This is a genomic window from Sphingomonas sp. UYP23, assembly GCF_054059235.1.
In genome coordinates this window covers 1,324,387-1,345,436 of sequence record NZ_JBSSBX010000001.1, presented here as the reverse complement: position 1 = coordinate 1,345,436, position 21,050 = coordinate 1,324,387, and the positions used below count along the sequence as shown (strand labels likewise).

General features: G+C 61.9%; 22 protein-coding genes and 2 pseudogenes. 11 read left to right on the top strand and 13 right to left on the bottom strand.

From position 1 onward, the window contains the following. Nucleotides 1-18: 18 nt before the first annotated feature. The gene (locus tag ACVWYO_RS06650; protein ID WP_457349333.1) at nt 19-1,026 is read left to right on the top strand and encodes a LacI family DNA-binding transcriptional regulator; all 1,008 of its coding nucleotides are present in this window, start codon (nt 19-21) and stop codon (nt 1,024-1,026) included. Here the strand turns inward: ACVWYO_RS06650 and ACVWYO_RS06645 are convergent. Continuing rightward, nucleotides 1,027-1,878: pseudogene (locus tag ACVWYO_RS06645) on the bottom strand (MFS transporter); the annotation flags it as partial. It abuts the gene before it with no gap. A gap of 60 nt (nt 1,879-1,938) precedes the next feature. Between ACVWYO_RS06645 and ACVWYO_RS06640 the strand changes: the two are divergent. Next, complete coding sequence (locus tag ACVWYO_RS06640; RefSeq protein ID WP_457348219.1) at nt 1,939-2,871, top strand: IS5 family transposase; 933 nt, start codon at nt 1,939-1,941, stop codon at nt 2,869-2,871. A 610-nt stretch (nt 2,872-3,481) separates the two neighbouring features. On the opposite strand, the gene ACVWYO_RS06635 is transcribed toward ACVWYO_RS06640, so the two are convergent. Further along, complete coding sequence (locus ACVWYO_RS06635) at nt 3,482-4,348, bottom strand: HNH endonuclease (RefSeq protein WP_457349332.1); 867 nt, start codon at nt 4,346-4,348, stop codon at nt 3,482-3,484. Nucleotides 4,349-4,676: 328 nt separating this feature from the next. Here ACVWYO_RS06635 and ACVWYO_RS06630 point away from each other — a divergent pair, with 328 nt between their 5' ends. From ACVWYO_RS06630 to ACVWYO_RS06620, 3 genes are all read left to right on the top strand, one after another. Further along, nucleotides 4,677-5,972, top strand: a complete 1,296-nt coding sequence (locus ACVWYO_RS06630) for a tyrosine-type recombinase/integrase (RefSeq protein WP_457349331.1) — start codon at nt 4,677-4,679, stop codon at nt 5,970-5,972. Between the two features lie 568 nt (nt 5,973-6,540). Beyond that, entirely contained in the window at nt 6,541-7,587 is a 1,047-nt protein-coding gene (locus ACVWYO_RS06625) for a hypothetical protein (RefSeq protein WP_457349330.1), read from the top strand. Between the two features lie 32 nt (nt 7,588-7,619). Beyond that, entirely contained in the window at nt 7,620-7,931 is a 312-nt protein-coding gene (locus tag ACVWYO_RS06620) for a hypothetical protein (RefSeq protein ID WP_457349329.1), read from the top strand. A gap of 259 nt (nt 7,932-8,190) precedes the next feature. Here the strand turns inward: ACVWYO_RS06620 and ACVWYO_RS06615 are convergent, their stop codons facing one another. Continuing rightward, nucleotides 8,191-8,313, bottom strand: coding sequence for a hypothetical protein (locus ACVWYO_RS06615; RefSeq protein ID WP_457349328.1), 123 nt, complete (start codon nt 8,311-8,313; stop codon nt 8,191-8,193). A gap of 100 nt (nt 8,314-8,413) precedes the next feature. Continuing rightward, nucleotides 8,414-8,605 (bottom strand): hypothetical protein, encoded by a 192-nt coding sequence (locus ACVWYO_RS06610; protein WP_457349327.1) that lies wholly within the window; start codon nt 8,603-8,605, stop codon nt 8,414-8,416. 82 nt (nt 8,606-8,687) lie between these two features. On the opposite strand from ACVWYO_RS06610, the gene ACVWYO_RS06605 reads away from it, so the two are divergent. Continuing rightward, nucleotides 8,688-8,900, top strand: a complete 213-nt coding sequence (locus tag ACVWYO_RS06605; RefSeq protein WP_457349326.1) for a hypothetical protein — start codon at nt 8,688-8,690, stop codon at nt 8,898-8,900. A gap of 286 nt (nt 8,901-9,186) precedes the next feature. Here the strand turns inward: ACVWYO_RS06605 and ACVWYO_RS06600 are convergent, their stop codons facing one another. After that, entirely contained in the window at nt 9,187-9,981 is a 795-nt protein-coding gene (locus ACVWYO_RS06600) for a hypothetical protein (protein WP_457349325.1), read from the bottom strand. Nucleotides 9,982-10,060: 79 nt separating this feature from the next. Between ACVWYO_RS06600 and ACVWYO_RS06595 the strand changes: the two genes are divergently transcribed. From ACVWYO_RS06595 to ACVWYO_RS06585, 3 genes and pseudogenes are all read left to right on the top strand, one after another. Next, nucleotides 10,061-10,312, top strand: a complete 252-nt coding sequence (locus ACVWYO_RS06595; RefSeq protein ID WP_457349324.1) for a hypothetical protein — start codon at nt 10,061-10,063, stop codon at nt 10,310-10,312. A 922-nt stretch (nt 10,313-11,234) separates the two neighbouring features. Next, nucleotides 11,235-11,868, top strand: a pseudogene (locus tag ACVWYO_RS06590) (SOS response-associated peptidase family protein). Between the two features lie 128 nt (nt 11,869-11,996). Beyond that, a complete protein-coding gene (locus tag ACVWYO_RS06585; RefSeq protein WP_457349323.1) occupies nt 11,997-12,308 on the top strand; it encodes a hypothetical protein in 312 nt (103 codons plus the stop codon). A gap of 236 nt (nt 12,309-12,544) precedes the next feature. On the opposite strand, the gene ACVWYO_RS06580 is transcribed toward ACVWYO_RS06585, so the two are convergent. Continuing rightward, nucleotides 12,545-12,919, bottom strand: coding sequence for an HU family DNA-binding protein (locus ACVWYO_RS06580; protein WP_457349322.1), 375 nt, complete (start codon nt 12,917-12,919; stop codon nt 12,545-12,547). A gap of 72 nt (nt 12,920-12,991) precedes the next feature. Continuing rightward, nucleotides 12,992-13,252 (bottom strand): hypothetical protein, encoded by a 261-nt coding sequence (locus ACVWYO_RS06575; protein WP_457349321.1) that lies wholly within the window; start codon nt 13,250-13,252, stop codon nt 12,992-12,994. Nucleotides 13,253-13,644: 392 nt separating this feature from the next. Between ACVWYO_RS06575 and ACVWYO_RS06570 the strand changes: the two genes are divergently transcribed. Both ACVWYO_RS06570 and ACVWYO_RS06565 read left to right on the top strand, forming a co-directional pair. Beyond that, nucleotides 13,645-13,857, top strand: coding sequence for a hypothetical protein (locus ACVWYO_RS06570; RefSeq protein WP_457349320.1), 213 nt, complete (start codon nt 13,645-13,647; stop codon nt 13,855-13,857). Continuing rightward, the gene (locus ACVWYO_RS06565; RefSeq protein ID WP_457349319.1) at nt 13,842-14,330 is read left to right on the top strand and encodes a BrnA antitoxin family protein; all 489 of its coding nucleotides are present in this window, start codon (nt 13,842-13,844) and stop codon (nt 14,328-14,330) included. The genes ACVWYO_RS06570 and ACVWYO_RS06565 overlap by 16 nt, the downstream gene beginning before the upstream one ends. Nucleotides 14,331-14,451: 121 nt before the next feature. Here ACVWYO_RS06565 and ACVWYO_RS06560 read toward each other — a convergent pair whose 3' ends face one another. The 6 genes from ACVWYO_RS06560 to ACVWYO_RS06535 all read right to left on the bottom strand — a co-directional run bounded on the left by ACVWYO_RS06560 (nt 14,452) and on the right by ACVWYO_RS06535 (nt 21,017). Further along, nucleotides 14,452-14,799, bottom strand: coding sequence for a hypothetical protein (locus ACVWYO_RS06560; protein ID WP_457349318.1), 348 nt, complete (start codon nt 14,797-14,799; stop codon nt 14,452-14,454). Between the two features lie 63 nt (nt 14,800-14,862). Then, nucleotides 14,863-15,162 carry a hypothetical protein gene (locus ACVWYO_RS06555; protein ID WP_457349317.1) on the bottom strand — a complete coding sequence of 100 codons (300 nt, stop codon included), beginning with the start codon at nt 15,160-15,162 and terminating at the stop codon, nt 14,863-14,865. A 37-nt stretch (nt 15,163-15,199) separates the two neighbouring features. Beyond that, the gene (locus tag ACVWYO_RS06550) at nt 15,200-17,872 is read right to left on the bottom strand and encodes a hypothetical protein (protein ID WP_457349316.1); all 2,673 of its coding nucleotides are present in this window, start codon (nt 17,870-17,872) and stop codon (nt 15,200-15,202) included. Next, nucleotides 17,869-19,659 (bottom strand): hypothetical protein, encoded by a 1,791-nt coding sequence (locus ACVWYO_RS06545; protein WP_457349315.1) that lies wholly within the window; start codon nt 19,657-19,659, stop codon nt 17,869-17,871. Before ACVWYO_RS06545 ends, ACVWYO_RS06550 begins: the two co-directional genes overlap by 4 nt. Further along, nucleotides 19,659-20,363 (bottom strand): hypothetical protein, encoded by a 705-nt coding sequence (locus ACVWYO_RS06540; protein WP_457349314.1) that lies wholly within the window; start codon nt 20,361-20,363, stop codon nt 19,659-19,661. The genes ACVWYO_RS06545 and ACVWYO_RS06540 overlap by 1 nt, the downstream gene beginning before the upstream one ends. Before the next feature lie 3 nt (nt 20,364-20,366). Next, complete coding sequence (locus ACVWYO_RS06535; protein ID WP_457349313.1) at nt 20,367-21,017, bottom strand: hypothetical protein; 651 nt, start codon at nt 21,015-21,017, stop codon at nt 20,367-20,369. Nucleotides 21,018-21,050: the final 33 nt, after the last annotated feature.

The window sequence follows — 21,050 nt, the reverse complement described above, 5'->3', positions numbered from 1 at the left end:
ACGCGGCAAAGGTCGGGGATGTCCGTGAAACCGACCGTTTCGACCCTGGCCGAACTCGCCGAACTGGCGGGCGTATCCGTGGCCACGGTATCGCGCTCGCTGGCCGGAAATCCGGTGATCGCCAAGGCCACGCGCGATCGCATCGTTGCCCTGGCGAGCGAGCATGGCTTCAAGGTTAACCAGGCCGCCCGCAATCTGCGGCTTGGGCGGACGGGCGCGATCGGCGTGGTGTTGCCGCTGGGGCACGAAGCCGAACAGCATCTGTCCGACCCGTTCTTCATGAGCTTGCTGGGGCCGCTGGCCGACGCGATCGCCGATCGCGGGCACGACTTGCTGCTGTCGCGGGTCATCCCGGCAAATGATCGCTGGCTGGATGCGATTGTCGATGCCGGGCGCGTCGACGGCGTCGTCATCGTCGGCCAGTCGAACCAGATCGACGCGATCGAGCGCGTCGCCGCGCGCTATCGCCCGATCGTCGTGTGGGGCGCGGACATGCCCGACAAGACGCAGATCACCGTCGGGACCGACAATGTCGCGGGCGGGCGGCTCGCTGCCGAACATCTGCTCGCGCAGGGGCGCCGGCGGCTGGCGTTCTTCGGCAATATCGAAGTGCCCGAATTTGCCGCGCGCTATATCGGCTTCCAGCAGGCGCTCGCCGCGTCGGGGAGCGGGCAGGCGACGTTGCTGCCGATGCATTTGACGAGCGAGGCGTCGTATGCCGCGATCGAAGCCTATCTCGCGGGGCATTCGTCGCCCGACGGCATCGTCGCCGCGTCGGACGTCATCGCGATGAGCGCGTTGCGGGCGCTGGCGGCGCACGGCAAGCGCGTGCCGCAAGACGTCAGCGTGGTCGGCTATGACGACGTCGTGATCGCGATGCACACCACGCCGCCGCTCACCACGGTGCGGCAGGATGTTGCGCGCGGGGCGGGGGTGCTCGTCGATCTGCTGTTCCGCCGGATCGAGGGCGCCGACGTCGAGTCGGTGACGATGGCGCCCGAACTGATCCTGCGCGGCTCGGCCTGATCAGGCAATCGCGGGACGTGCCGGCGTGCGGATCCGCCACGTCGCCACGGCGGCTGCGAGCATCATCGCGCCGCCCAGCATGAGGACGTGCCGCGGATCGCCGCCGAGCAGCGGCCGGTAGGCGAGCCACACGAACAGGATCTCGACCATCATCGGGATGACGATGAACATGTTGAAGATGCCCATATAGACGCCGGTCCGCTCGGGCGGGATCGCGTTGGCGAGCATCAGATAGGGGTTGCCCATCAGGCTGCCCCAGCCGATGCCGATGCCGACCATCGCGACGATCAGCAGCGGGATCGATCCGGTCGAGGCGATCGTCAGCATGGCCGCGCCCGACGCCACCATTGCGACCGCATGGATCGGCTTGGCGCCGAAGCGGCGGGCGAACGGCACCATCGCAAACGCCGAGACGCACGCGACGAAATTGTAGAACGCGCCAAGCTGCCCGTTGAGCAGCCCCGCATCGCGGAAACCGACGCTCGCCGGGTCGCTGGTGTGGAACACCCCGCGGGCAAGCGCGAGCACGACATATTGCCAGTAGCAGAACATCCCGAACCACTGGAACAGCATCGCCACCGCGAGCTGGCGCATCGTCGGCGGCATGTCGCGAATCGCCTCGACCAGCCCGGTGATCGTCGAGCGGACCGACAGCGGATCGGCGGTGATTGCGGCGTCTTCCTCGGGCGTCAGCGGCAATTCGGGGACGCGCCAGACCGACCACAGGATCGTCGTGATCGACAGGATCGCGCCGATCAGGAAGCTGATCCGCGTGATTTCGGGAATGCCGTTGCTGTCGAGCGCATCCTTGTTGATGCCCCACCACACCAGCAATGATGGGGCAAGATAGGCTTTGTTGCAAAACTGATGGCGGGGATTCACGCAGGGAATCGAGCGGTATAGATAGGCGTAATGCCCAAACCTGCCGCACCTGTGTATCGTACGACGAACTGGCCTGAGTATAATGCGGCGCTGAAGCGGCGTGGGTCGCTGGAAATATGGTTTGATCCGGAGATGCACTGGCTTTCGAAGCCGTGTGGTCGCCCTGGTCGCCCGATGCGGTTTTCAGACAGCGCGATAGAGCTGTGCCTGACGCTGAAGACGCTGTTCAACCTGCCTTTGCGGCAAGTGACGGGGTTGGTTTCGAGCCTGATCAAAATGGCGGGGCTGGATTGGTCGGTGCCGGATTATACGACGCTGTGCCGACGGCAGAAGACGTTGAAGGTCAACCTCGGCGGGCGGATCAGCTCGGGCGGACTGCACCTGCTGGTCGACAGCACCGGGATCAAAATGACGGGAGAAGGCGAGTGGAAGACGCGCAAACACGGACCGTCCTACCGTCGCCAGTGGCGCAAGGTGCATCTCGGGATTGATGCTGGGACGCTGGATATCCGGGCCATTGAGGTCACGACGAATGCCATTGGTGACGCACCGACGCTGCCCGTTCTCCTGGCGCAAATTCCCGGAGACGAGCGGATACTCAGCGTCGGCGGAGATGGCGCTTATGATACCAGGGACTGCCATGCCGCTATTGCCGGGCGCGGTGCCGATGCGGTCATCCCGGTCCGCCGCAACGGGCAACCATGGGCAGAAGGCGGTCCCGGCGTCGATGCACGCAATGGAGCGCTACGCGCGACAAAGCGGCTTGGTCGCGCAATCTGGAAAAAGTGGAGCGGCTATCATCGCCGCAGTCTGGTCGAGACCAAAATGCACTGCTTCAAACTCCTGGGCCAGCGCGTTGTCGCCCGCACCTTCGATCGTCAGATTACCGAGCTCAAAGTCCGTGCTGCAATTCTCAATCGGTTCTCCGAAATAGGAACGCCGGTGACCGTCCGCATCCAATAACATCTTCAAGTAAAACGTCGGTCATGCTCTCGCGTAATTATGCAACAAAGCCCTCGGCAAATAATTGACGGTGATATTTCAAATACAATTGTAGCGATCGACAGTGATTATGATGAAGTGCTTGGACATCGAATAAGCGATAGGCGCGTTCTATATTCGAGCGGCTATAGCTGGGAAAACGACTTATATGAGCATGTATTTATTCCGGAGTTAATTCGTAAACTGGCTCATAGAGCAAGTGTTCCGGCCGCAATTACGAAAATATTAACGGAATCACTGCAGCAATTCGAGAAAGATGCTCGTCTTCCTATCATTGCCGACGTTCTTGCTCTTATTGCGGGCAGTTCAATGATCCCGCGAGAAGCGCCAGGTCGGATTGTAATCACGTCATCCAATGGCACCGGTAATCCAACATTCAATAAAAAAGAGGTTATCAAGCTTACGAAAGAAGCAAAGGAACGGACGAGCCCACGAAGTCCTGCTGTCCTAACCGTAATGCCGAATGGGTTAAAGTTCCTTGTTGGTCATTGTCTTAGTTACGCGATAATGCTGATGGTCCGATCGACTTTAAAGCAAATGGGGTATCGAAAGCCAACGGCGTCTGAACATATCAGAGATGTTGCCCTTTCGATATTGGATCGACAGCTATTGCTAAACCAATTATCTCCGGTTGCGCAGCATCATTATCAACAGTGTGTCGCGATCCCCTAGGCTTTGATTGAAGCGTGTCTTCCCTTCGGTCGAGTGCGGATTTACGAATTTCAATAAGCATGTCGAGGGCTAGCGGCATATGCTGCCTATGTGCCATTCGATGGCAATTCGCGCACAGCAGCGCCAAGTCTTCCAACTTCGTCTTGGTGCGAGCTATGAGAGTATGAACAGGTCTAGTATGGTGAACTTCGATATATCCTTCGCCTAGATTTCCATATGCAGCCTTAAAATCGAAGCCGCATACCTCGCAGGCCAATGAGCCTGCCGCAACTGCCGCCTTACGCTTCTCTCGCACTAGCTTCGGATCGCGTTCGTAGCGTTTGTGGAGGCTCATGATGACGCCGCCTTCTTCGCCTTCATACGGTTCTGCCGCAGGGAGCTTGCCGAGCGCGCTTTCGTTCACTTCGATCACGGTTTGCCGAATGAGCGCCGCGTCTGCGGCTAAGACCTGCCTGCGACCCTCGTAATCGGCCCAGACGACCTTTTCGAGCGCGCCACCGGATTGCATCCCCACCTTGCCCTGTGCGGTGTACGCGGGGTCCAACGAACGCAGGTTCATCATCTTAAGATAAACGCCGTTCTGGTTACGGAGTGTAGGAGCGCCGCTAACGCCATTGAGACGGTGGAGCTTGTTGAGTGTCATGGAAAGCTCGGCAACCGCGCTGCTGCCCTTCCCGGGCGGGTTAGCAGGGTTTGTAAGATACAGGTCGAGCGCGAGGATTAGTTCGTCGCGCGACCAAGGGGGATTGCGTGGTGGCTTATCCATTACCCGAGAGTACCGTGAGTCGCCGCTTGACGCGAGGCTATCTCAAGCAGGCGGGTGCGAGACAAACTGCGAGACAAACGCCCCACGAAATCAGCTAAGTTCTTGAAAAATCAACGCTGGTGACCCCTACGAGAATCGAACTCGTGCTTACGCCGTGAGAGGGTGAAATCCCGGTCTACAAGCGTCTATTGCCGTCCACCAATGTGCCGGAACCTAAGGATTTCCGCCAATGTTCATCTATTAGATTCCATCCGGGTCTATGTGCGTGTATTAGGGAAGAGTTGGGGAAGTAGATAAGGGCGCTATAGTGGCTAGGACTGTTAAGGATGTGCGTCTCGACAATCGGGCCGCTCGCGAGCGCCTCGATCCTCGCAAGAAGCCCTATTATCGGGTGATCGAAACCGGGAAGCACATCGGATATTACAAAGGGCTTCGGACGGGTTCCTGGCTGGCGCGCACATTCGATGATGGCCGCTATTCGGAGAAGAAACTTGGCACGGCGGATGACACCTGCGACGCGAACGGCACAGATGTGCTGTCCTTCTCTCAGGCCCAGGCAGTCGCTCGGGCATGGTTCGACGAGCTGGCGCAGGCGGAGCATGGCGTGCCGGCTGGCCCGTACACCGTAGCGATGGCATGCGATGCGTACTTGTCGGACTACAAACACCGGCAGGGCAAGGATGAGACCGGGACGAAGCACCAGCTCGGCCGCATCAAAGATGTCTTTGGCGAAATCGAAGTCCGGAGACTAACTGCGACGCAGATCAAGGATTGGCACCGCGACCTCGGCGAGAAGGGCGGCTTAACAGTAAACCGCAAGCTGGACGAGAATGGCGCCCGCATCCGCCGGGCGATCGACCCCAAAGACAAAGAGGCGAAGCGTCGCCGTCAAGCCACGGCCAATCGTGTGATGACGGTCCTCAAGGCGGCGCTGAACCTTGCGTTTAGGAGCCAGGAAGAGTTGAAGATCTCCATTCCGTCGAAGGTGGCTTGGCAATCGGCGACGCCCACCCGCGGCGTCGAGGAGGGCAGGATTCGCTATCTTCAGGATGACGAGGCAATTCGCTGCTTGAACGCATGCGACGGGCGTTTCCGCGATCTGGTCGGCGCGGCGCTACTCACCGGCGCGCGGTATGGTGAGCTATGCCGTTTGCGGGTGCGCGATTTCGACGCCAAAGCTGCATCGATCTATGTCGAGATCAGCAAGTCAGGAAAGCCGCGTTCCATTGCGCTGACAGATGAAGGTGTCGCGCATTTCGCTCGTCTCTCACGAGGTAAAGCGAGCGGTGATCATCTGCTTGTTCGCGAGGAAGGCAACCCGTGGAAGCACACTGATCAGACGCGTCCTATGAAGGCGGCATGCGAGGCCGCCAAGATTACGCCCGCGATTAGCTTCCATATTCTTCGCCACACCTATGGATCGCGGCTTGCCATGCGTCGGGCTCCGATGGCTGTGATTGCGAAGCAACTCGGTCATGCTGATACCCGCATGACCGAGAAGCACTATGCCCACCTAGCCCCATCCTACGTGTCAGACGTGGTGCGAGGGCTTCTCGGCACTTTCGGTGTGCCGGCGGCGAGCAGCAACGTCGTTGGGCTGGGTGGTGTCTCTAAGGCCGCCTAGTGCCGCGGCGTCGCCGCGATCAAGCAGGCGTTTAGAGAGCTTTGCAGCGAGAGATCTCCTCTGGGGCAAAATTCCCCCAGTGCGCTGCAAACGTTTGCACAGCTTACTCCGCACATTTTCCATATCACCGTTTCCGACTGCTCGAAGTGCCGCCGCGCGAATTGTCCCCGTTGATCAGCGTTTGCGAGCGCCGCAACCGCCGCCTGATCCACCTTCGCCATCACCATCGCTAAACCGATAGAGAGATACCCCCGGCTCCAAGCCGGGTTTACTCTCTCTATAGCGGGAACGGGAACGGGAACGAACGCTAAGCCACTGTATTGTAACAACAAAATGCTTATGCCGGATTATCGTTTCCGCCGCGCACGGGAACGATAAATCGTTATAGATCAGGTGCTTAATATTTACGTTCCCGCGTTCCCGCCGTTCCCACGAGTTGATTGGGAACGGGAACGGTGTGCCAGTGCCTTGCCCATTTCCGGATGGGATGCCAGCCTGCTGTCTGCTGGAGTTGCCGATGCCATATGTCGATAGAGCATTGCTTTGGGCGATCGCATGGACGGCGCCGATGCAGGAGCTGGCGGCTCATGCCGGCGTCTCAAATGTCTATCTGAAACGGATGCTGATCGCCCTTGATGTGCCGATCCCGCCGCGCGGCCACTGGAACAAGGTACGCGCTGGACAACGAGGCTCGCCGCTTCCTCGGCAACCAAGGCCGACGGCAGGCGAGCGGTGCGACGTGTGGGTGGACGGGGTTACAGGAAGCCTCTTCCTGCCGCCCGTCGTCAAGCCGACCCCGATCGTTGAGGATGATGGCTTAGCCGCGATCCGCCAGCGAGAACGCGATGCGATCGGCATCCCGTTCTCGGCGCTGTCGCTTCGACATCCTGACGCTGCGATCCTTTCCGTGATTGCCCGCGATGCGGCCGAGCGGATCAATATTTATCGCCCGGCCGAAACCGGCCCGGCACTTCACACAGCGGTCGGCCGCCGCCAGCTTCGCTTGCTCAACGCGTTATTCCACACGCTCCGCCGAAGGGGGCATGACGGAACGGCGATCTACGTGGATAGCGGCCTACAGGCTCGCGCGACAATCGGCTTGGTAGACATTCGGCTACGCTTCGACATTCGCGGCCGGACCCGCTGGGGAGAGAGCAGCACACTCAGCAGCGTGAGGAACGCTGCACCGGGCTCGAGGGTGCGCCTTCGGTCGCACCTTGGCGGGCGCTGGGGTGACGATCGATCCGGGGTTCTGGAAGACCGCATTGGTGAGATCGTCGTTGATCTGATCGTTGAGGCCGAGGTTGAGCAAAGGGCGGTGGATGCCAAGGCCAGGCAGATCGAAGCCACGCGGGAGCGGGCGCGCGTCGAGGCCCTGCAGAAGACCCGCCTCGCTGCATTGATTTCCGCTGCGCGGAGCCTCCGTGATGCGGATGCGATCCGCGCCCTGCTTACGCGCGTTGAGGAAGCCGCGGCAGCCGAGATGCGGGACGTAGATGTCGCTTCGCTCACCGATTGGCTCGTGTGGGCGCGCGGAGAGGTCGCCGGGCTCGACCCACTGGCTTCGGGAGCAATCGCTGCGTCAATCCACTCGGGTGCGCACGGCGGGGCGTAGCGCGGCCGTAGCAGAGCAGCCACTACCGAACGATGCTCTTTGCTCTGATCGCAGTTATGGCAGCGCCAGGGCCGCCGGCTCAGATATTCAACTGCGCGGTAGTCCGCGTCCATGATGGTGATGGACCGCTGTGGTGCTCGAACGGCATCAAGATCCGCGTCGCCGGCATCCAGGCACCTGCCTTCGAAGGCACAGCGCCGTGCCGCGAGGCTTTGCGGAATACAGTTGCTCGAACGTCGCAGCTGATTGCGGTCGTCGTCGTCGAGCGCCTGACGCTGAGCCGGGCTATGACCTGCCAGCCTACGGGTCGAATTACTCGCGTGTCGCTGCACGCGGCACGCTAAAAGATAGACCATCGCTATCCGGCGCGATCCTCGCCGCGGGCGCCGCCGTTCGATGGGGAAAGTATTGGGTCCGCTATCATATGGGCGAGTGCCGGTGATGCCCGTCACCGAACTCGATTGACCGGATAACCTGCTCGCCGCATCATCGAAGTGCGGCGAACGGGTCGCGCGGAGGGGGAACATGAAACCAATCGCGGTGGCTGGGACGCTCGCACTCCTTTGGGCTGGAACGCCGAGCGCAATTGATGCGCATCACGTTCTACACGTCCGCGATCGAATCGAACGGCCGCCGCACGATCACATGCGGCATGGCATGTTCATCGGAGCCTTCAGTGGGTTGGGCAATCGTCCCGGACATCACCGCGACTTTGGGTTTAGCCATCGGTAAAACGGAACGCCCCCGCCCCCATCAGGCCGAAAACCAAGCCGACCGATCTCTTCAAGCAGCGACCCGCCCCCGTCGTGGAGCGGGCCGATAGGCATCACATAGGTTTCGCGCCGGCCGTCCCGCACTTGGCGAACCTGCCCTTGGCGTTCTTGCAGCGCATCGGCTTGGCCGGCCCGGCGTTGGCGCACTTGATGAACTTGCCCTTTGCGTCACGGCATGGTGCGGCGAGCGCTGGCGTGGACAGCAGGGCGATCGATGCGGCCGCAAACATCATCTTACGAATCATGGCTTTCCTCCCGCCGCTTAGTCGGCTTGGATAGGCTATGCCGATTGATGGAAGCCGTCGAGACGGGGATACGCGTCGCCTTGTGCTCGCGCCCATCACGCCCGCCCTCCACTTCGTCGGCTTTCGAGGCGACGAATATCATTCGGCCGTGCGGATCTGGGGCAAGCCAGATTTCATCCACCCGGCTTGGGACCGCTGGGCGCAACAGGACATGCACCCGGTCGACACGGTCGTGTTCGCGCGGGGGACCGAGACGGATCCGGTGGCGCGGTTTAGCTATCCGCACCGGAACTGAATCGAAATGCGGTGCCAGACGCGTCGATCACCCCAACGTCTCGTCAACAGTCTTCACGATACCTGTCGATAAACTTCCCGTCGCTATCGTATGCTGCCCAGCCGGTCTCGGCACTCCGGTTCGTCTCTATCAGGATCCCCAAGTATCGAGTGGCTCATGGATCGCCAGTATCGGCCGCCTCGTTCGCCAACTCAGCGAGCAGATTTTTCACGAATGGTTCTGCCGCCGAGACGTGGGCAATGGGCCTGCCGGCGGCGAGCTTCGCGGAAAATAAGGCGACCGGTGATCAACCCGGCTGTCGCTCCCACTCGCCGTCGCCGACCCGACACCAAGCCTCCGTCGCAGATCGTGCAGCCGAGTCATTCGTTATGTAGACATTGCGGCATGTCCGATCTCCGGTCGCGGTGGGCGAGCTGACAACCGCGAAGCCTCGTTCCCCATCCGCGTGCCAAGCTATCGCTTTTCCCGCTTCGAGCGCGTCGATCCGTGCAATTGCAATCGCGCCGCCAATGTTGTTCGACCCTGAGGCTGGTCGACGGTCATCCTCACTCGGAGCAGCTGTCGTCCGCGGCTCTTCTGCGATGGGAGCTCGACCTACTTCGACTTCTTGCTGAGGCGTCTCCGCCATAGGCCGCGTATCCAGGTCGGCGTCGCCTTGGATCGGTTCGGCGCTGTTGCGCGCGTCTTCGCTGGACCGTAGCGGCAGAGCTTCCGCCGCGTTCGAATCAATGGCTGCGGTTTCGTTGCCTGCTGCCAGAGGCGCAGGCGTAGGCAACCTCAAAACAAAATAGATCACACCGCAGATGATCGCGATCGTAGCGATTCCGGTCCTGATTGCCCGAGCGCGCTGGCGCCGAAGCATTTCAAGGTATGCGGGATAGCAGTTTGCGTAGCAGAGCTTCATTTTCACGTGGCGATAACGCGTGCTGCTGCCCCCACCGACACCTAAGCCGCCTTTCGTGCCGCGATAGACTCTGGTCGAGCTGCTTGTGCTCGACACCTCGCGGATCGTGACCTTGGCAAATTGATCGGCGGGATAGATGTCTCCGCACTCGTCGCATGACCACTCAGCTTTCGCCATCAGCTCCCCCCGAAATCTCCGCTGCTGCGTCGGCAAGCAACGCTATTCGGATAGGCTCTAATAGTCGATGGTGAACGCTATGGTCGAACTCTCGATGATCAAGCCCGCCCTCCACTTCGTCGGCTTCCGCGGCGACGAGCATCATTCGGCGGTGCAGATCTGGGGCAGGCCCAACTTCATCCACCCCGTCTGGGATCGATGGGCGCGGCTGGACATGCATGCGGACGACACGGCGATCTTCGCGCGGGGCAGTGGCGGATCCCCTGGTGCGGTTCAATCACCCACACTAGGGATAACTGGGAGATCATCGTGTCGCTGGGATCGGGAATGAGGTGGATCGCAATTGACTCATCGTTGGATTCACGCATCTATCTACTATATTAAAAGCATGACACACCGTTGGTCTACAAGCAGGGGGCAGGGCTTTTTATGCGGCACACCACGGCGCACAGCGTTGAAGCGTTGCTTTTTTGCAACATTGCCGCCCCCCGTACGTTATGCAATTGGGTCGCTCGAAATGAGTCCCCGCCCGGTTAAGCAAGCAGCAACCCGACCGGGACCATGGCAAGCAATGAAGTTTCATAAGAAAGGTGCCTTTATGCGCATCCCCGTAAAGCAGGCAGGTACTGCTTCACTCCGGGCCGCACGGCCGACGCCGAGCTATAACGATCGAGTTTCCGAGGAATATATCTCGCAGCTCAACGCATACGTAGCGGCGAAAAACGGCGGTCCCGTCGAGCTTACGCCGATTTCGGGAGACGCCTGGTAATTGGCTTGGACGTTCTTCCCATTTTCAACGTTGCCGGCACCATGCAGCATTGTGTGGTGCCGGTTTCCGTTTCAGGAAGAGCCGGCGCTCCCAGGACCTAAACCGCGGCCCGCCATTATCAAGCGGGCAAGTGCCGACACCAACGGAAATCCTTGGGTCCACGTCGCCTATGGAACATCGAAAGATGTCACCAGGGGTGGGTTAGATAATTTTGTGATTTCAAACGTGGCCGAGATGGACACGTGCGGGTTGTGGTGTGCAACACGGTTTCGGCTCGATCGCGTCTTGCCTCTTCCATGGGCAAACGAATTCTTCGCCGATCCGCCTGGTCGGACATCTCCCATCATGGGGCGCTTGAGCGACCACGCTGTATCGTTACTTCGGTATCAAGCGAGCCTGATTGCTAAGCGTGAGCAAGACCGCCAGGGTAAGCTCGACATCTGACAGTATCGACATCGTCGCTGGAGTTCGGCAGCCTGCACCGATATGCAACCGCGCCCGAAACAGCTACGAGCCCGAGACGCTCCACACCCATTTCGGCACGGTGTTCGGCGCCGATCGTCCAATGGACAACCGCTTCAATCCCGCTGAACTGATGCCGCGCAGCCGGGCGTATGTCGTGCGCGAGACCGCTCGTGGTCGCTGTCTCGATGTTATGTCCTCGGATGTTCTGGGCGGCGGCGCCGCCTGGCCAATGACCAATGTGCGCAACCTAGGCTTGTCGCAGTGGCGCGCGCTGGCGGCCAAGCCCGAGAGCCGGTGCCTGATCCCGCTGATAGTTCTGCGAATGGACGCCCGAAGCGCACGACCTCGGCGACGGCAAGAAGCCGCTCAAGGGCGAGATGTGGTTCCAGGTGACCGACCAGCCCCTATTCGCAGTCGCCGGGTTTTGGCAAGCCACCGCCAAGGGGAACGGCTTCACGATGGTAACGTGCAACCCCAACGAACTCGTCGCACCGATCCATCCGAAGTCGATGATCACCGTCCTTGAGCCCGCTGACCACGATCGATGGTTGCGTGGCAGCTACGACGACGTGGTGGCGCTACAGCAGCCCTATCCGGCTGATCGCATGACCGTGCGAGGGCCTGCGTTCCCGACACGCCGGAACGAGAAATAGCACGTGGCGGCGGAGCCTGACGGTAGGCTGCCAATCCAATTAGGGCGCCGTTCACCGGCCGGGCCTACGACAAGCTGTGGAACCGAGCCGTCCGTTCCGATGCTCTCGGCCGTCCCAAGGAGAATGACGTGAAGAATAAGTTCGCACTGGCCGCAATGATGGCCATGGTCGCCGTTCCAGCTGTGATGCCGACCGCCGTGTCGGCGCAATCGCATCGGCATTATCGCCATCACACTTATTACGGTCACAGCAATTATCATCGTCATCGTTGCGGCGGCGGTAATGGCGCCGTTGGAACAATCGCTGGCGGTGTCGGCGGCGCGCTGATCGGCAACGCGCTGGGCGGCGGGGTTCTCGGTACGGTAGCCGGCGGCGTCGGTGGCGGACTTCTTGGGCGCCATTTCGACAAGACGCACTCACGCCACGTCAACGGCTGCTGACGAGCATCTGAAACTCGGCCCTCTCCCTGTTTCGGGGGAGAGGGCTCGATTTTGCTCGAATGTTGAGCACCGGCCGAGAGTTATCGTTCGAGCTGGTTCCCGCATTTCAGACCGCAACTTCGACTCGCGCTGAACCCCCGCGATGCAGTCACCGCCGTCCAAGCCTGAGCATATGCGCCCCCACGACCGGTAAGCCGCCGCGCGGTGGCATGGAACGCAAGGTGGTTAATTGAAAGTCAATCCTGGCCCATGCCTTTCCTGTCAGGCGCGGTGGAGCCTGCGCCGTTAATCAACTCGCACAAATCTTTTCCCGCCTTAAACCAAGGAACGCGCCGGGCATTTACTTCGACCGACGCACCGGTGCGCTGATCGCGACCACTCCGAGCGTCTCGGGCGCGGGTTGTGAATACACCGAAACGGCGAATCTCAACCCGCCCGCCGTCCGCCAGTCGCGTCGTTATTGCGTGAAAGAACTCGGTGACGATCTTGTCCACGTCGCCGAGCGGGAGGTCGGGCCACTCGGCAGCTATAAGTTTGATGAGATCGGCACGAACCATTGCGCTTCCTTGTTCAACTCGTGACAGGCGAGCCATGATCATACGATCGATCATTATCGCCGAGCTGAACGACGATGCATTTCCAGGCAATAATCGCCGCTTTTGGCGAGACCGGGTGGGTTCGGGTCAGGCGCCTACAGGAGTGCCCTGCGCGATAATATGCTTGGCCTCTACAACCACGCGCGCACCGCGAGGCGTGAGTAGCGGCCGGATGCGGTCAGCGATTCGCGTGACAAATTCCATATTGTTATTCAGCCAGCGCTCGGGCTCGTCGGAAGCCATTGGATGGCCAGCAACTCCCTCGATTGTTTCACGCGACATCACAACAGTGAACCCAATGCCTTTGCGGACCATGGGGAATTCGATAGCCTGCCCGACGACGTTCATTAGGCCCCTCATTTTTTGCTTTAGATCAAGTTTATCCAAAATTAACGAGGTCGCAAGCGGAGGATAGTGTGGGTTTGATCCCGAAAGGGAACACAGCGTGCCCAACGGATTTTATTGCGGATTCGATCGGCGACCAATGCTTAGGCACCCACCGCTACCACAACCCCCGCCGCGTATCCCGAAACCGTCGCTTCCGGCGCGTCGCCAACCGCCATGACAAACTCGTTGAGTATTTCCTGGCGACGGTACAACTCGTCCCCATGCGGCTGTGGTTCCGCGGTTATTAGTCTACGGCTTAGTTTCTCGGACGTTGATGATGCTGGTATCGTGTCAACTTCGCCTTGAACGAATCGGATGACCTAATGCCGGGATACGAAAATCTAGAAGATCGCTTGCCGGAACGAGGACCATTCGGCCGGTGGCTGCTCGCACAGAAAGACCGCGACGATTGGATCGACGAGCTTGCCTTCGCTGCGCGGGGCGATCGGACCTTTCCAAAGGACGGAGATCCGGAAGCCGTCCGCGCGCACCTGCGATCCCAGCAGGCCGATGGCGACGTGTTTCAGGCGGTCGATGATGCCGAGAGCGAATGGTCCAGCCTGTAAGTGCGCAAACCAAAATCGAGCCGGGCGATTGCGGATTGGCCAAAATATATGACGCTGTCATGATACGCGATCGGTGGTCGGCCGAAGATGATGCCGAATTGCGACGGCTCGTTAATATCGGCACAAAGACCCCTGCGGTCGCGCAAAAACTAGGTAGCACTCAGGGCGGTGTGTCCTCGCGAATGGCAACGCTGGGCATCTATCGTCGAGAGGGAAACCGTAAAATTCAGAAAGTGGCCGCCGAGCACATCCGGGTAGTCGAACGACGACTGCTGAAAGCGGCGAACGGTGCAGCGCTCGCACTCGCAGCCGCTAACTGCGCCCCGAAGCGCGGACGGGGCCGCCCGCCAGCTTCGGCAAAGGAGGACGTCACATTGCCGATCGACAAGGCTGCGCTTGATCATTTTCGCGCCGATGGGCCCGGCTGGGAGAAGCGTATCAATCAAGTGTTGCGCAAGGCGGCAGGGCTTTGAAACCCGGCTTTATTGGCACGCCAGGCGAGAGGCTAGAGCGGCTCGCAAGCAACCACGGGGAGGGACTCGCGCCGTCGCAAACGCACAGAGAGATCTCCGCCTTGAAAAGCGTGCGCGATTACTATCTGCCAGGCGGTCTCAACCGGCCCAGGCAGATAGTGTTATAGCTCTCGAAGAGCTTCGATGCTTGGCTGCCTGGGGTCATGTCCTTGACCTTATCCGCGTCGAACGCGGCGGCGATAAAGCCGGTGGCGAACAATTCTCCAACGCAAACGCAGAGATCCGTCGCATTAGTGCCGGCTTGGATGATCGTGCCACCAACCTCTGGCGCGGCACGTGACAGCCGCTCGAAGCATGCTTGAGTTCCGTAGGCTCGAACCATGGTATGCCGCTCCATGGCTGTTAAAGGGGCTGTGGTGGCGCCAGTAAGTGCCATCGCGCTCAGTGCCAACATCGCCGTCAGATCCACCGCCTGTCCCCTTTCAAGGCGTGTAACACGCACGCCGATAGCGGACCACCAGCGAAGTCGCTGCTAAGCGCGCCCATAGTCCCAGCTGTAGACGTAAAGCATGCGCGTGGCGCCGCCTGGGATGCACTTGCCGCGCCTGTGGCAATACGCATGCCGCTGCATCGGTAGGTGGTAACGGGTGACGAACCCCCGTTTGTGGAGGCGCAACAGCGCGCTGTTTGCTGCGGCGATCGATACCCCGCAAGCCACTGCCACTTCGCTGAGCGTTAATGGATAGTCCACGGTCATCAGCGACTTCACGACCGCATCTTGCACGAACGGTTCGTTTAACCACGCAGTGAGGCTGGCAGCGCTGTGCGGCATCAGCGCCGCGAGCGCGCGTGGATAAACACGACCAGGCTCATTTCGGTCGCGTCCCCGCATCAATGGGATGCGCCGCGCCAGCGGTTGCGCCGATCACGCTAGACGCCAGTCGTTGCCCGACATTGGTCGCCTGCGCCGCGGGCACATTGCGGATCAGCTCGGCGGCGAACTTCGGATCAAGGATGGCCTTGCCGATCAGCGCATTCGCCTGCTCCTGATTGTTCATCAGATCCATGACGACGCGGACGATCCGGACGGTACGGCTATGGCCCGCCAGTTTGCCCGCGCCTGCCAGCAGGTTGTTGCGCGCCGTGTCAGAGCCAGCGGTGCGGTTCGCAGTGTTGGCAAACTGCGCGCCCTCCATCTCGCCCTGGATCTGGAGCAGGGCTTGGCGCTGTGTCGGCGAAAAGAGCTTCGCGCCCTGATCGCGATCGAGCGCGTTGCGCAGGGTCTTCAGCCCGCCTGCGGTCGATAGCACCTGGTCGCCCGCACCGTTGACGGCGCTCGTCTTGCTGGCATCGACCACATAGTCATGGACCGATCGCCGCAGGCCATCGAGCGCGGCCGGGCGCGAGCGCAGCGAATTGACCAGGCCGGTGAACGCGCGCCCGCCGTCCTTCGCGTCGAGCATAGACGCCACGACTTGCGTCGGCGACTTGGTCGCGTCTGCGAACCGACCGAGCGGGGAGGCGGGGAACGCCTCGGCAAGCGCCATCTGCCCGTGCGCGCTGGTGACATTCTCGTTGAGCGCGGGGAACTGGCGCAACACCGGCTCGAAATCGCGCCGCACACGCGCCACGGCTGCGGCGTTCGGCGCGACATCCATCTGGCGGCGGATTTCCTCGCGCGCGATGGCCTCGGCGTTGGCCGGGGATGTGGACGCAGAGAGTTGCGCGACGGCCTCGCCGCCTGCGCGACCCTTGGGGATCAGCACTTGCGGAATGGAGCTATCTGGCGTCGCGGGGCGCCCGAAGCGCTCCTGCGCCAGCGCCTTGCCCACAGAGCCTACCTCGAACGCATCCGCCTGCTCGCGCCGCGCGGTCTTCGCCGTAGCAAGAGCAGCGCGCTGCTCGGGCGGCAAGGCGCTGTCAGCGACGCCCGCCAGATCGGAGCGAACGCTTTCTGCGAACGCGGCTTCTTTGCCTGCGCCTGCCATGCGCTGCCGCCCGGCGAAGTCTGCAAGGCGGCGATCAAGGTTCGTGAGCGCGTTGCTGTTGCCGGCCTCGCCCGCAATGTCCGAAATGATGCTGCTCATCTCCGGTGGCATTGTGCCCCCGGCGTCGCCATAGAAATTCTCGAGCTTCGCCTTTAGCCCGTCGAAAAACTCCGGCGGCACCTCCACGGGGGTCTTTTCGGTCAGCACCGGGTCCTGATAGGCAGAGCGCGTGCGCGCCTTGGCCGCGTCATGCGCCGCGTCGAGAAGTTGGCGCGCTGTCGAACCGCTGGTTTCCGGGTACGCTGCCGGGCCGGTGGCCTCGCCTGCGGTTCGCGCCGAAGTCGCGAGCGCCGCAGCCTGTGCACCTGCTTCCGCCTGGACAGCAGCGGCATCACCGGGGCCTGCGATTTCCCCGACAGCGGCGACGCGGCCCGTGGCGTTCTCCTGTTGCTGCTGCGAGATCCGCGCGCCCTGCTTCTGGTTGGTTGAACCGAAAGACCGCTGGAAACCCGCCAGACCCGGATCGCGCGAGACTTCCGCGAGTGTCGGCGCAGCGCCGCTGGTCTGCGGCTCGGCTTCCGCGATGCGGGTGAGCGCAGCCGGGAGATTGTCCGCGTTGTCGGTGAGCGTCTTGCCGGCGCGGATCGCGGCGCCGCGATCGGTGAGCACGTTCCGCGCGCCTGTGCCGAGCGCCGCCGTCCCCTCTCCGGCCAAGCCGCCGAGGCCGCCCGCCGCGAGGCTAGCGATCGTCTGCGCGATCGGACCGCCGCCCGCCTGTCGTGCCGCTTCACCGCCGAGAGCGCCCGTGGCGCCCGCCGTTATCTGCGTTCCGGGGTTCGCCGACAGGACAGCGCCAATGCCGCGCGCGACTGAGCCCTTCGCGTTTTGGAGAAGATTGCCGATGCCGATGCCCTGGGTTGCACCGCCTACACCGCGCGATATCGCGCGCGCCATGCCCGCTTCGCCCTTGGGATCCGCTTCGGCCCCAGTGGCCGAACGCACCATGCCGCCGATCGTCACGGGGTTCTCCAGCGACTGCGCGATCCCCGGTGCGCCAAACAGGCGAGCGAGCCCGCCGCCGGCCATGCCCACGCCCTTAATCGCGAGATCGGGCAGCCCGGCGATACCCTCGCCGATGCCCGTCGCCGTGTTGGCAAAGCTTTCCCGAAGGGCCAACACCGACTTGTCGACCAAGTTTCCGCGCGTTCGCGTGTAATTATCCACCGCTTGGCTATCGGCCGCTGCCGCGCTCGGCGAGACGAGCGTCTGCCAGAGTGAGTGCGGCTTGTAGGGTGCTGGCGGAGGCACATCCTCGCGGCTCACGGCGCGGGCGTCCTTGCGCTTTACCGCTCGCGCGAGGTCGCCTTGGTTGATTGTTAGGCCGTTGTCGCTCGCAAATTGGTTGATGTCGGCGGCGTTGTGGCCAGCCTTCACCATCTGTTCGAGCTGCCGGTTGAACTGGTCATGCGTCGGCTTCGCGGGTGGTCCTTCCGCCGGTGCCGACGCCCAAGCTGGCGCTGCCGGCTCTGCGGGCGCATCCTGCCATCCGCTCACTTGGGCTTCCTCCGCACGACGCCGTCCGGGCCGATGAACCGTGTGTCCGGCGCGAGCCTCGCGTAGTCGGCATCGTTCACGATGCGGGCCGGTGCAGAGTTTGGCGCTGCGCCGCCGCCGCCGCCGGAGATGCGCCCCTTAATGTCGTTGAGTTGCCCCTGATAAGCTCGGCGGCGATTGCCCATATCGATCGTCATCTGAGCAACCGCGCTTTTCAGTTCGGCGACCGTCATAGCCGAAGAGACATGCTCCTGCGCTTCCTTGCGCGCGCTGTCCGTCAACACCGCGTTGCCATTCGCACCACCGCCGATTGCCTTGCCATACTCGCTCGCGAGCGTTTGAACGGCAATATCGAGGGCGCGGACGCCGGGGTCCGCAAAACCGCGCTTGCCGTTCTGTACCCACTGGTTCCAGATCGACACCGTCGAAGGACCACCATTCTTAACCGCCTGCTCGATTGCGGCTTTGCCGTTGGCGAGCGTGGTACGTTCGAAGCCCGACATCGCATCCACTTGCTTCTGAAGCTGCGCGAGAGACTGGCCGTCAGCCGAGCGGGCAGCTTGCCCGGCGAGCTGGTCGCCTACGCTCGTGCCTCCGGCAAGTTCTGCCGCCCGAGACAAGATGCGCTGCTGCACAGCACCGCCTCGGCCAAGATTAGTAGGGATCTTGCCAGTCAGATTGTAATTTTGCGCGGCGCGATCGAGCGCGTCAGCCGAAAGGCCACTTGCAGCGCCGCCGCCTGCGGGCAAGCCCTCGACGAGTGATCGAATGGTGGTTTGCCCGGCGGCCAGCTTGCGCGACACAAGCGCGGCGGTGGCGCTTGCAGCGGCTTGGGGGCTGCCAAAATTCATGAAGCCCTTGCCGTTGACCGTCTTGATGTTCGCGGGGTTCGTCGCGCTGCCACCTTCGGAGAGCGCAAGGGCCTGTGCGAGCTTCGCTGGATCGATCTTCGAAATATCGGCATTCGCCGGGAGCCCGAGGAACTTCACCATGCCAGCGATCTTGCCATCGACCGCGGCATCGCTGTTATCGCCGCCGTTGCGCGCGCGAGGCGTCCAACCGCCCGTGTACCGATCGCCCGAGGCCCCGGCCACCTTGATATTGGCAACGTCGGCCCGGCCGCTGTTGTTGATGCCCGCCACCGTCGCGTCGCTGGCTGCCTTGATGTTGGCGACCGGGATATTGTCGCGATTGTTGATCGTCGCCACGCCCATCGCCTGCGCGAGCTTCGACTGTGAGTCTTGCGTGCGGATCTGATCGGCGCGCTCTGGCGTGATCGCGAAGTCAGCGCTCGGACTTGCGCCGCCTGCGACTAGTCCGCGCCGCGCCATCTCGTCGCCACCGCCGAACGCCGCAGCGGCGCGAACGGTGCCGTCGATATCTGAGCCATGGCCACCCTGCACCATGGACGCAAACAGGGCAGGCAGACCGCTTTTGAACGCTTGGTCTGCATTAACGCCCGGCAACCCGGCAATCTCCCCGCCGTCGTCGGATTCCGCACCCATTGGCGCGCGAGCGGCGATAGCAGGCTTGGTTCTGAAGAGGTTGGAAATGACATCGGAAAGGCTGGCGTTCGCAGCGTTCGTCGAGTCGAGCCCGGTTGCCTGCCCGCGGTACACCGAGGCATGCGCGCGCGCCTCCTCAGCTTGCGCAGCCTGCGCGTCTGCCGCAGCCTGCGCCTGCCGTTGCTTCAGCGCAGCCGCGGGGTCGCCGAACAGCGCCGTTGCGAGGCTCGAACCGATCTCTGCGGTCGGGTCTTTGTAGAACTGGTTTGCTTCGCGTGCCATTAGAAGACCCCTGGATTAAAAGGCGAGACAGCGGTGGACACCTTGCCCAACGTGCTCGCGCCGTTCGCCGCGTAGCTCAGGTCCGTGCCGGTCCCGACGCTTGGTGCTCCCAAGCCATGCGACAGCGCCATCATGCCAAACTGCTGCGCTAAGCCGCCGACACCGCGGAGGAACGATCCTTTTTGCGCCGCGGCCTTCATCTCGGAATTGAGCACACCCGCCGAGCCCGACCTGAAGCCTGAAATTTGCCCGATAGCGCTGCTGTTGCGGCCGATCGCAGTGTCTACGCCCTGCTTTTGATCCTGCACGCCGCCCAAGGTAGCGATAGCGCGCGCTAGCGAACTGCTGGTTGCGGCGCTGGTCGCCGCGGACTTGTCCTGCGCCGTCGATACGACGGATGGCGCCGACGACGAGCCGGGCAGGTAGCTGCCGGCGGTCGAGGCGGGAACGATCGCCGCGGCCAGCGTGCTATTACGAGCGTCGACAGCCTTCTCCTGCTGTGCGGGATCGGTCAGCTCCTTGGTGCGATCTAGGCTGTCTTGGAACTTCGCGGTCTGGTCGGCGGTGAAAGCCTGCTGTCGCGCGCGCTCCGCGCCGTACGCGCTATTGCTGGCGCTCTCGGCTTGCTTGTCGCCGATGTATTTCGCGCCCGTTCCCACGGCGGCGGCGGCAAGGCCGGCGATGATTGCTGGTGGAAAGCACATGTCTTACGCTCCTACGATGCGTTGTGAACCGGAGCCGGTGCCGAACAGCGACTTGCCGCCGCTTGTGAAACCGCCATATCCGTTGCTGGAGTTCGACCCGATGGCGCCCAGCGTGCTCGCAAAATTCGCGAACACATTGCCAAGTGGCGAATACCCGGACGGCTGATTAAGGTTCGACGTGTCGCGAAGCGCCGAAGCTGCTGCGGCCGAGCTGTCCCCGGTGGCGTTCAACTCTGCGACCACGTTGCCGCGCGTGTTCTCGACGCTCGACCGGAGCTGATTGGCTTGATCGAGCCCGGTGTTGGCGATACCGATCCGCTGCGCGTTCGTCTCATCGGTCAGGTCGGCATTCTTCTTGATCGCCGCAGAGCTGTCGAGGTTGCCGGTGCGCGATAGCGCATAGATCAGATCGTCGTGCGTGGCGCGCGCCTGCTTATCCAGCGCTGGCGTGGCGAAATCGACATAGTCCTTGGCTCGCTTCGCGTAATAGTCATCATTGAAGCCGCTGAATGCGCTGTTGATCGAGCCCATGCCCGACGTGATACGCCCCTGCCGAGCGACTTCATCCGCGCGCTGCTGGTTGGCGATCTTACTCGCGCTGTTGTTTCCGCTGAAGCACATCAGAGCGAACCCGCGAAAGCGATCGGGCCGCACGCAACGACCATCGAGTGCAGGAGACGGAAGGGC

What these genes read in the sequence shown, in the direction of transcription:
- ACVWYO_RS06580 (WP_457349322.1), bottom strand. Translation starts at nt 12,919, where the DNA reads ATGATCGATCGTATGATCATGGCTCGCCTGTCACGAGTTGAACAAGGA.
- ACVWYO_RS06615 (WP_457349328.1), bottom strand. Translation starts at nt 8,313, where the DNA reads ATGGCTAAACCCAAAGTCGCGGTGATGTCCGGGACGATTGCCCAACCC.
- ACVWYO_RS06540 (WP_457349314.1), bottom strand. Translation starts at nt 20,363, where the DNA reads ATGTGCTTTCCACCAGCAATCATCGCCGGCCTTGCCGCCGCCGCCGTG.
- ACVWYO_RS06565 (WP_457349319.1), top strand. Translation starts at nt 13,842, where the DNA reads ATGGTCCAGCCTGTAAGTGCGCAAACCAAAATCGAGCCGGGCGATTGC.
- ACVWYO_RS06600 (WP_457349325.1), bottom strand. Translation starts at nt 9,981, where the DNA reads ATGGCGAAAGCTGAGTGGTCATGCGACGAGTGCGGAGACATCTATCCC.
- ACVWYO_RS06575 (WP_457349321.1), bottom strand. Translation starts at nt 13,252, where the DNA reads ATGAACGTCGTCGGGCAGGCTATCGAATTCCCCATGGTCCGCAAAGGC.
- ACVWYO_RS06595 (WP_457349324.1), top strand. Translation starts at nt 10,061, where the DNA reads ATGGTCGAACTCTCGATGATCAAGCCCGCCCTCCACTTCGTCGGCTTC.
- ACVWYO_RS06625 (WP_457349330.1), top strand. Translation starts at nt 6,541, where the DNA reads ATGCAGGAGCTGGCGGCTCATGCCGGCGTCTCAAATGTCTATCTGAAA.
- ACVWYO_RS06555 (WP_457349317.1), bottom strand. Translation starts at nt 15,162, where the DNA reads ATGCCGCACAGCGCTGCCAGCCTCACTGCGTGGTTAAACGAACCGTTC.
- ACVWYO_RS06620 (WP_457349329.1), top strand. Translation starts at nt 7,620, where the DNA reads ATGCTCTTTGCTCTGATCGCAGTTATGGCAGCGCCAGGGCCGCCGGCT.
- ACVWYO_RS06650 (WP_457349333.1), top strand. Translation starts at nt 19, where the DNA reads ATGTCCGTGAAACCGACCGTTTCGACCCTGGCCGAACTCGCCGAACTG.
- ACVWYO_RS06640 (WP_457348219.1), top strand. Translation starts at nt 1,939, where the DNA reads ATGCCCAAACCTGCCGCACCTGTGTATCGTACGACGAACTGGCCTGAG.
- ACVWYO_RS06545 (WP_457349315.1), bottom strand. Translation starts at nt 19,659, where the DNA reads ATGGCACGCGAAGCAAACCAGTTCTACAAAGACCCGACCGCAGAGATC.
- ACVWYO_RS06635 (WP_457349332.1), bottom strand. Translation starts at nt 4,348, where the DNA reads ATGGATAAGCCACCACGCAATCCCCCTTGGTCGCGCGACGAACTAATC.
- ACVWYO_RS06610 (WP_457349327.1), bottom strand. Translation starts at nt 8,605, where the DNA reads ATGATTCGTAAGATGATGTTTGCGGCCGCATCGATCGCCCTGCTGTCC.